This window comes from Streptomyces sp. W16 (assembly GCF_033194735.1).
Classification (GTDB): domain Bacteria; phylum Actinomycetota; class Actinomycetes; order Streptomycetales; family Streptomycetaceae; genus Streptomyces.
Map to the genome: position 1 here is coordinate 1 of NZ_JAWOAI010001169.1, position 909 is coordinate 909.

The 909-nt window shown below is 73.6% G+C and carries 1 pseudogene; it reads left to right on the forward strand.

Going from position 1 to position 909, the window contains the following annotated elements:
* Positions 1 to 909: pseudogene (locus tag R6V09_RS53995) on the forward strand (helix-turn-helix transcriptional regulator); the annotation flags it as partial.

Sequence of the window (909 nt, forward strand, 5' to 3'; positions counted from 1 at the left end):
GACGAGGCGGCCTACGGCACGCTGCGCCGCGGTGACGCCGTCGGCGCCATCAACACCCTGCTGCGCGCCTCGGAGTTGAGCGCCGACGGGACGGCGAAGGCACGCCGGCTGGCGGAGGCCGCCTGTCTGGGCGCCAACATCACCGGCGACCTCCGCAATGTGCGCGCGCTGCTGGACAACGCCGACCACGCCGACCCGTCCGGTACCGACTCGCTGGCCGCCGCCACCGCCGCGGCCAGTCAACTCCTCAACGGCGAGGGCGATGTGGACACGGCGCATCGGCTGCTCGTCGGCGCCATCGACACCCACGTGCACTGCGGGGACACGGACGAGGACATCCTCCGCGAAGCCCTGAACACCCTGCTGATGGTGTGCTTCTACGGCGGCCGGCCCGAACTGTGGCGCTCCTTCGACACCGTCATGGCACGCCGCCGCCCGCTCTCCTCGGGCCGCCTGCTGCCGGTGATCCTGGGTGCCTTCGGTGATCCGGCACACGGCGCGCCGACCGTCCTCGACCGCCTCGACGACCTCGTCTCGGGCCTGCACCAACAGAGCGACCCGGTACGGGTCTTCGGGATCGCGCTCGCGTCCTCCTACGTCGACCGCCTGCCGGGCTGCCGGGGCGCGCTGCGCCGGATCGCCGACGACGGCCGGGACGGCGGGGCGGTGGCGCTGGCGATCCAGGCGCAGTTCCTGCTGGCCAACGACGCCTGGACCGGCGGCCAGTGGGACGACCTGCTGACGGTCACCGCGGAGGGCCTGCGCTGGTGCGAGACGTACGACTACCGCCTGACGGCCTCGACGGGTCATTTCCTGCGGGGAGTCGTGGCCGCCGCGCGCGGCGACGGCGACACCGCGCGCGAGATCGCGGACCGGCTGGTGTCCTGGGGCAATCCCCGGGGGCTGGGC